Here is a 7,312-nt window from a genome sequence, read left to right on the forward strand (position 1 = left end):
AGGCAGGACCGCGCACTTCGCGTCCCTGTTTTTCTCGTCCGATGTTGTCGCCGTGGGCAGGAGATGATTCATCAGCCCGCGTCTTGTTGGGGCATGAACGAATCGGCAAGCATCTTCAGGCTCCCTCGCAGGCCGGCCACGGCAGGATCCTGCCGCCACCTGCCCAGCCTACGGTAAACCAGGTCGATCCGGCCAGCTACGCGGCGCGAGCCAAGTCCCTGGGCAAGTGCCAGGACCTCCCCGGCGGCTACCCGGGCGCGCTCGAGTTCACCTGCCTCGGCATAAGCTGCTGCCAGGCGTGACACGCACAATGCATAATCACGGACCTGTGAATTGTCCGCCCACTCCGAGCGGCCCTGTTCCAGGATCGGAATTGCGGTCCTGGGGTGCCCGAGGGCAAGCCAGGACGCTCCGGCTTCCATCGCAGCGTAGGTTGGCGTGCAGTAGGGTGCACGGTCCTGCTCGTCTTGGCGCGTGCCTGCGATAGCCTCGGCGACGGCCTGATCGGAATCCCTGGCCGAGGCGATGACTTCCCCCAGCGCCGCGTGAGAGTAGGATCGCTGGCGCAGGATAACCGCCCTCAGCCGCGGAGTCAGCGCCTCCTTGTGTTCGAGGGCGGAATTCGCTATGCCAAGGCCCTGAGCAGGGCTGCCTGATTCAGTCGCGATCATCGCCTTGCGCATGAGCGTGTAAGCGATGACACGCTGATCGCCGAGTTCCAGAGCATAGTCGAGTGCCCTGGCGGTCCAGTGCGCCGCGCATGCCAGATCCCCGGCGTCCTGGAACAGCCACCCGCCGAATTCGGTGAACTGGCAGGCGAACCGGAGCATCTCAGCCCGGTCCGCCCCCCTGGTAACCTCACACGCCCTCTCGACGACGGGCATCTGAAGCCGGACCGGCCCGGTAATGCACATGGACCCCATCAGCTGGTCCGCTTCGACATAGCCGCGGAGCATGCCGCGAAGCGCCGACAGTACCGGGATGGCGCTGGTCCGCGTCAGGTTGGCCAGCAGCGGGCGCACATCTGCCAGGCTGGCGCCACCGATGCCAGACGGCCGTCCTGCTAAGCTTAAGTTTTAACCTGATTTCCGTACATATCATGATGAATGCTTATTATTCGCTCATATATCTGAGTGATGCATAAGGAACGGCCGTTTCCCTCATGCTGGTTGCTGCGAAACTTCCCGTCACGAGAGGAAACGGCCGTGCTTACCACCCTGCCACGGCCCGGCTCCGGGGTGCAAACCCTTCCGGGAACCGGGCCGGCCCTGGCGCCAGGTCCCGGGGGCGGCCCGGTTCCGGACCCGGCGGTCTTCGAGGCCGCGGTCGCGCGCTGCCGGGCGCTGGAGCGGCTGCGGGAGTTCCGGCGGTCGCTGTATGAGTGCCTGGACGCGCGGGCGGATGCCCTGTTCGAGCTCGCGGATGCGGTCCTGTGCGCCGATCACGCGGTGACGTCGCTGGTGCAGGCGTGCCTGGAGCCGGAGTTCACCCGCGGTCACGGCGCCCTGTACGACGCGCTTGCCGCCGGGCGGATCGACGACGAGGAACTCTTCACCCTGCTGGCGCCGGAACTTCCGCAGGCCGTGGACGGCCCGCAGGCCAGCGCCTGGATCGCGGAGCACGACGTGATCGGCCACGGGCTGCTGGACACGGTACTGGCCGGTGTTCCCGCAGGCCAGGCGGCGCAGGTCCGTGATGCGTGCGCCCGGTGGGCCCGGCTGCGGTCCGCCGTCGACGCGACCGCCTACCCGCGGCCGGATGCGTGGTGCTCCCCGGGCCGGGAGCACGTCCACAACGGTGCCTGCCACTGCAAGGGATCCAGCAAGACCGCGCCCGGCTGGGAGTACCAGTTCACCGCCGCCATCGGGTACCTGCGCACCGCGTGGGCCGCCCTCCTGGACGTGGCGCGAACCACGCCGGCCACCCGGACAGCGCAGACGGTCAGGCAGGTGCGGAACGTGCTGCGCCGGCTGCCCGCCGGGCAGGCCGCGCCGCTGTTCATCTTCGACGCCGGCTACAGCGCCGCCGCCCTCACCGACGGGCTCCTCGGCTGCCCCGCCCGCGTCCTGGTCCGGCTCGCGGCCGGCAGCGTGTTCTACGCCGATCCCGTCACCTGGGAAGGCCGCCGCGGCCGCCCCTCCCGCCGCGGCCCTGCCGTGCACTGCCTGGAGCCCGCGGACTTCCGAGCCGCCGCCGCGGCCGGCACCGGACCCCGGGGCCGGGAGAAGCCGCCGCCCCCGAACCCCGAGCCCGACGAGGCCCTCGTCCTGCCGGACACCCCGCTCTACGGCACCGTCCGCGCCGAGGCCTGGCACCACGTCCACCCCCTCATCCACGGCGACCGCGGCTGGTTCGACGGAAGGAAAGACCTGCCCGTCCTGCACGGCACCCTGATCCACGTCACCGCCTGCCGGACGGCCGGGACCCGCACCGGGCCATGTGGCTGTGGCACGCCGGCCCCGGCCCCCTGTCCCTGGACGAGCTCTGGCGTGCCTACCTCGCACGTTTCGACATCGAGCATGTCTTCAAGTTCCTGAAACGGGCCCTCGGCCTCACCGCCGCGAAGGTACGCACCCCGGAGCAGGCCGACCGCTGGGCACAGATCGTCATGGCCGCCTGGTCCCAGCTCCTGCTCGCCCGGCCGCTGGCCGGCGACCTCCGCCGCCCCTGGGAGAAGCACCCCGGCCCCGCCCGGCCGCTGGCCCCGGGCCGGGTCCGCCGCGGGTTTCGCAACATCCGCCGTGACCTGGGCACACCCGCCCGTGTCGCGAAACCCTCCCGCCCCGGGCCCGGCCGGCCCCAAGGAAGCAGCAAAGGCCCGGCACCCCGCTACCCGCTCCCCGGCGAAGCCGACATGCCCCGCACACCAAAAACGACTCTGAACACGGAAAAGGTTAAAACTTAAGACTAGGGAGTCTGGTTCGGTCCGGCTGAATCTGGGGTCGTTGGGACTTGATCTGGTACTGGCGGCAGAATCGATGGCCTCTGTTCGGTGTTCGGTATTGACCGAACACCGAACAGAGGCCATCATGTTTACTGTGGACACCGAGGCGCTTCTTATTGATGCTCTCACGCAGCTGGGGGTTCAGGCCCGGCAGGCCGTTGGCGTGTCCGGCCAGGGGATCGATCTGGTAATCGAGCCCGGCGAGACTCGAGTGCAGGTGAGGCGTCGTGCGTTGGTAACCGACGAGGTTGCCCGGCGACTGCTCATCGAAACGCCGCTATCCCCCGACTCGGTGCTTCTGGTGGTTGGCGACCGGGTGACCGGGACCGCTCGCAGGCTGCTCATCGCGCACAGGGCGGGATACTACGACCTGCGCGGTCACCTCGCGTTGCGGTCGGCCAACGTCGTGATTGATGCCGATGTGGAGCCAGTCACCGGACGCACTGAACGTGCGCACGCCCTGAGTGGGGATGCAGGCTTGGAAGTGGCCACCGCTCTGCTCATGGAACCTGCCACTGGTGTGCCGGTTCGCGAACTGGCACGCAGGCTCGGCAGGTCGGCAAGCACGGTCTCGGAGGTCCTGGCTGCACTTCGACGTGAGGGCGTGGTCGACGACCGGCACCGCGTTGAGGGCACCGAGCTGTTCTGGCAGGTTGCCGATCGCTGGCCCACTGCCCGCATCTACCTTGCCCGATCGCCCGTGCCTGGTGACTTTGCCGCAATCACCAAGCCGCTGCGGCTCGGACTCGACGATGCGGAGAACACTATCGGGTGGGCGCTCACTGATTCGGCTGCAGCTGTGGCCTACGGCGCGCCGCTAGCAGTGCGTACCGGCCAGCTCCTCGATTTCTACGTGCCCGACCAGGTGACTCCGCGGCGGGCGACAACGCTCCTGGGCGCTGCCTCATCGCGTTCGCAAGCGCGCTGTGCGGTCCGGGTCACCCCCGTGCCTGCGGTGTGCAGTCATCGAATTGACCTGGTGACCAACCCGTTCGTATGGCCGCTTGCCCACCCTGTGTTCGTCGCGCTGGACCTGGCCCAGGACGCCGGGCGCGGACGCGAGATCCTCGGCGCCTGGACTCCTCCAGAGAGGTGGGCGCGTGTCTGGTAACCGCGTGACGTTCATTGGTGACGCGATGGCCGCGGTCGTCCAAGGCGTCGAAGAAGTCCGCGCCCTGATCGGCCAGCCACCAGTGGTGGTCGGCGGGCTGGCGGTGATGTGCCGTCTCTCGAATCCCTACCGCGCCACTACCGATCTCGATGTCGTCGACCGGCTGCTCGGCGAAGTGCCGCAGCTTCAGGTGCTCCGCGCCGCCCGGGGAGCGAAGCCTGTCGAGCCAACTTCGGTTCTGCTGCCTACGGCGTACGGCCAAGTCAAGGTCGACGTGCTCGAGGTCCGGCAGGTCGAGATCGACCAGCCCAGCGACGATCCGGGCGACCGCCTGCACGCCGTCGCCCATGCCTGGGCCAGCGACACCGCCACAGAGGTCATCATCGAAGTGGCGCCCTTGAGCGGAGCGCAGGTCGAGGTCAGCGCGCTGGTTGCCGAGCCAGGACCTCTCGTAGCCATGAAGCTCCAAGCCATCATGAACCGCGTAGCCGCAAAACAGGGCACTGACCTCCAAGACATAGCCCGGCTCATCCTTGACGAGCAAGTACGACCGAATGCACTAGCTCAACTCAGCAGCTGCGACACGTCGACCGCCGCAGACATTGCACTCCATGTCGATCTGTGGCTCGTGGACCGTCGCCTCCAGGCGATGCGGTGGATTCACGACGCGGGCGGCACCGATCTCGCCCTCGACGATCTTGACCTCGTGGCCGAACTCCTGCTCTCCGCATGTGCGCGCAGCTAGCTCGCACGGCTGCTCCGCCGGGCCGTATAGGTGCACGGATCTACCTGACCGGCCAGCTGGAGTTGCGCGACGATGCCGAGCCTGATCCACAAGTCGACAAGCCGGACGCGCATAGCGCGGTGTCCACCGGTCAGCTGTTCTAGGCGCTCATCGCCTGATGCTGCGCTCTCGACAGACGGTACCGTCTGCTGCTCTGGGAGTTCACCGGCGCGCTGGTCAGGGTCGCTCCCCCGATTGTGAGACGGGGCTTGGGGCTCATCTGCTGGGTGCTGCCGGAGGTGCCGTCCATGGCGGCGAACAGCAGTGATGTCGCGATGCGCTCGGTCTCGGCGAACGGCTGGCGGAGGCTGGTCAGGTCCAGCGCCTCGGCTGGGTCGGGGTCGTAACCGACGACGGCGGCCTCGCCGGGGACAGCGCGTCCGGCGGCCTGCAGCTCGGCCAGTACGTTGGGGGCAAGGTCGTCGTGGTGGCACATGCAAGCCGTGGGCAGGTCGGGGCCGTCGAGCAGCTGGGCGGCGGCGCGGGCCGCCTCGGATGTTGCTGCTGCCCGCCGGCCTTCGCCAGGGACTGAAAGTCGTTCACCACGCCTTAAGGTCAGAGCATGCCTAGTTCTCTGCCGTGCAGCACACCGGTGTCAACGGCCATTGGGAAATCCGGTTGGGCGGCCTGGTGATCTCCGGGCTGGTGGCCACCAGATTATGTGATCGTCAGCCCCTCAGAGCTGGGGAAATACGGGCTCTGGCGATGATCACGTGATGTGTGCTGGCCGGCGTGTCGCACGTGGAGGATGGTGCTGGTCGGCCAGGATAACCGGGGTGCACATCTCAGGGCATTGATGCGCTTTTGCCGCAGTTTGCTGCTGCCGTGGTGGATAGCGTCGAGCACGGCGGCGACCTGGTGACGTTCCGGGTCCGGGCGAAGGCAGGCGACGCAGCGTGCCCGGAATGCCGCAGGCGCTCGTCCCGGGTTCACGCCCGTTACCAGCGTCAGCTCGCCGATCTCCCGCTCGGCGGGCGCCAGGTGCAGATCATCGTGCGCGTAAGGCGCTTCAAGTGCGCCAACCCGCGCTGCGCGCAGTCCACGTTCTCCGGGCAGATTCCGGGGCTGACCACGCCGTTCGCGCGCGCACCCGGCCGCTGACCGAAGCGCTCGCCGATACCGCGCTCACCCTGGCGGGGCGGCCGGGATCTCGGCTGGCGGCGAAGCTGTCGATGCCGTGCTGCCGCGACGTGCTGACCGGGCTCATCCGCACCCGGCCGGTCCCCGGAGCCGGGCATATTGAAGTGCTCGGCGTTGACGACTTTGCGGTCCGGCGCGGCCAGTCATATGACACCATCTTGATCGACATGGCCACTCACCGGCCCGTGGACGTGCTGCCCGACCGCGAGTCCGGCACGCTGGCCGCCTGGCTGAAGGGGCACCCCGAGGTCCAGACGGTGTGCAGGGACAGGGCCGGGGCGTATGCCGAGGGCATCCGCACAGGAGCTCCGCAGGCGATCCAGGTCGCCGGCAGGTTCCACCTGTGGGAGAACCTGTGCGAGGCCGCAGGGAAGACCGTGGCCGCGCACCACCACTGCCTGCGCGCTGCCGCAGCCCAGGCTGGGCCGGCCGCCCAGGAGCCCCCCGCGCCAATATCACTGCCTGCGCCCGTGCCCGCCGCCCCGCCCGGGCGCGCCCGCCGGCTGGCCGAGCGCACCCGCACACGGTACGCCGAGGTGCAAGAGTGCCTGGCCCGCGGGCTTTCACGCTCTGCCGTCTCACGTGAACTGAACCTCGGCATCCAGACGGTGCGCCGGTTCGCGAACGCCACCTGCGCGGAGGAACTGCCCGGCAAGGCCGGGCACCGCTCTACCAAGCTCGATCCCTACCTCGACCTGGTCAGCCAGCGCTGGAACGAGGGCGTGACCAGCGCCGGGGCCATCACCGCCGAACTGCGCGCCCTCGGGTTCAAAGGCGGCGCCCAGACCGTGCGCCGCTGCCTGCAGCCCTTCCGGCTGCCCGGAACCAGCCGCAGCCACCCCGACCCGAACCGGCGCAACGCGGCTCCTGCCACCCCGGCTGTCCCCAAGCCCCGCACCATCAGCAAGGCACTGCTCATCCACCCCGACCGCCTCACCGAGGACGACGCGCTGATCGTGAAGAACGCCACCGCCGGATGCGCCCACCTCGAGCGCCTTCACCCGCACGTTCGCTCCTTCGCCAAGATGATGGCCCAGCGGCGGGGAAATGAGCTGCCCGCCTGGCTGGACGCCGTGGAAGCCGGCGACCTGCCCGAACTGCACAGCCTCGCCACCGGCATGCGCCACGACCTGCCCGCCATCATCAACGGCCTGACGCTTCTGCCAGGCGGCGCCTGCGGCGCCGCAGTGTTCTCGCCGCAGGCGGGACACGGAAGGACCGGCCGCGCGGTGGCGTGCCGCGCCAGCCGCTGTGCCAGGAATGCCTCTCGCGCAGCAGCCGTACCCGCGTGCCACTTCGGCTCCCCTGCTGTCATGACCGCGACGCGCGGGCA

General features: G+C 69.0%; 7 protein-coding genes. 5 read left to right on the top strand and 2 right to left on the bottom strand.

Translation table 11 applies throughout. From position 1 onward, the window contains the following. Positions 1-71: 71 nt before the first annotated feature. Positions 72-1,022: a hypothetical protein gene (locus Q1N79_RS01930; RefSeq protein ID WP_300603404.1), complete on the bottom strand. Its 951-nt coding sequence runs from the start codon at positions 1,020-1,022 to the stop codon at positions 72-74. 183 nt (positions 1,023-1,205) lie between these two features. Between Q1N79_RS01930 and Q1N79_RS01935 the strand changes: the two genes are divergently transcribed. The 3 genes from Q1N79_RS01935 to Q1N79_RS01945 all read left to right on the top strand — a co-directional run bounded on the left by Q1N79_RS01935 (position 1,206) and on the right by Q1N79_RS01945 (position 4,800). Beyond that, positions 1,206-2,537 carry a transposase gene (locus tag Q1N79_RS01935; protein ID WP_300603407.1) on the top strand — a complete coding sequence of 444 codons (1,332 nt, stop codon included), beginning with the start codon at positions 1,206-1,208 and terminating at the stop codon, positions 2,535-2,537. 408 nt (positions 2,538-2,945) lie between these two features. Further along, the gene (locus tag Q1N79_RS01940) at positions 2,946-4,055 is read left to right on the top strand and encodes a helix-turn-helix domain-containing protein (RefSeq protein WP_300603409.1); all 1,110 of its coding nucleotides are present in this window, start codon (positions 2,946-2,948) and stop codon (positions 4,053-4,055) included. Positions 4,056-4,059: 4 nt separating this feature from the next. Next, positions 4,060-4,800, top strand: coding sequence for a hypothetical protein (locus tag Q1N79_RS01945; protein ID WP_300603412.1), 741 nt, complete (start codon positions 4,060-4,062; stop codon positions 4,798-4,800). A 139-nt stretch (positions 4,801-4,939) separates the two neighbouring features. Here the strand turns inward: Q1N79_RS01945 and Q1N79_RS01950 are convergent, their stop codons facing one another. Continuing rightward, positions 4,940-5,398, bottom strand: coding sequence for a substrate-binding domain-containing protein (locus Q1N79_RS01950; RefSeq protein WP_300603421.1), 459 nt, complete (start codon positions 5,396-5,398; stop codon positions 4,940-4,942). Positions 5,399-5,664: 266 nt separating this feature from the next. Between Q1N79_RS01950 and Q1N79_RS01955 the strand changes: the two genes are divergently transcribed. Both Q1N79_RS01955 and Q1N79_RS01960 read left to right on the top strand, forming a co-directional pair. Further along, positions 5,665-5,940: a transposase family protein gene (locus Q1N79_RS01955; RefSeq protein WP_300603415.1), complete on the top strand. Its 276-nt coding sequence runs from the start codon at positions 5,665-5,667 to the stop codon at positions 5,938-5,940. Next, a partial coding sequence (locus tag Q1N79_RS01960) for a transposase (RefSeq protein WP_300603418.1) occupies positions 5,853-7,312 on the top strand: 1,460 nt, incomplete at its 3' end. The genes Q1N79_RS01955 and Q1N79_RS01960, both read left to right, overlap by 88 nt.

It is taken from the genome of Trebonia sp. (genome assembly GCF_030042015.1).
In the GTDB taxonomy this organism is placed as follows: domain Bacteria; phylum Actinomycetota; class Actinomycetes; order Streptosporangiales; family Streptosporangiaceae; genus Trebonia.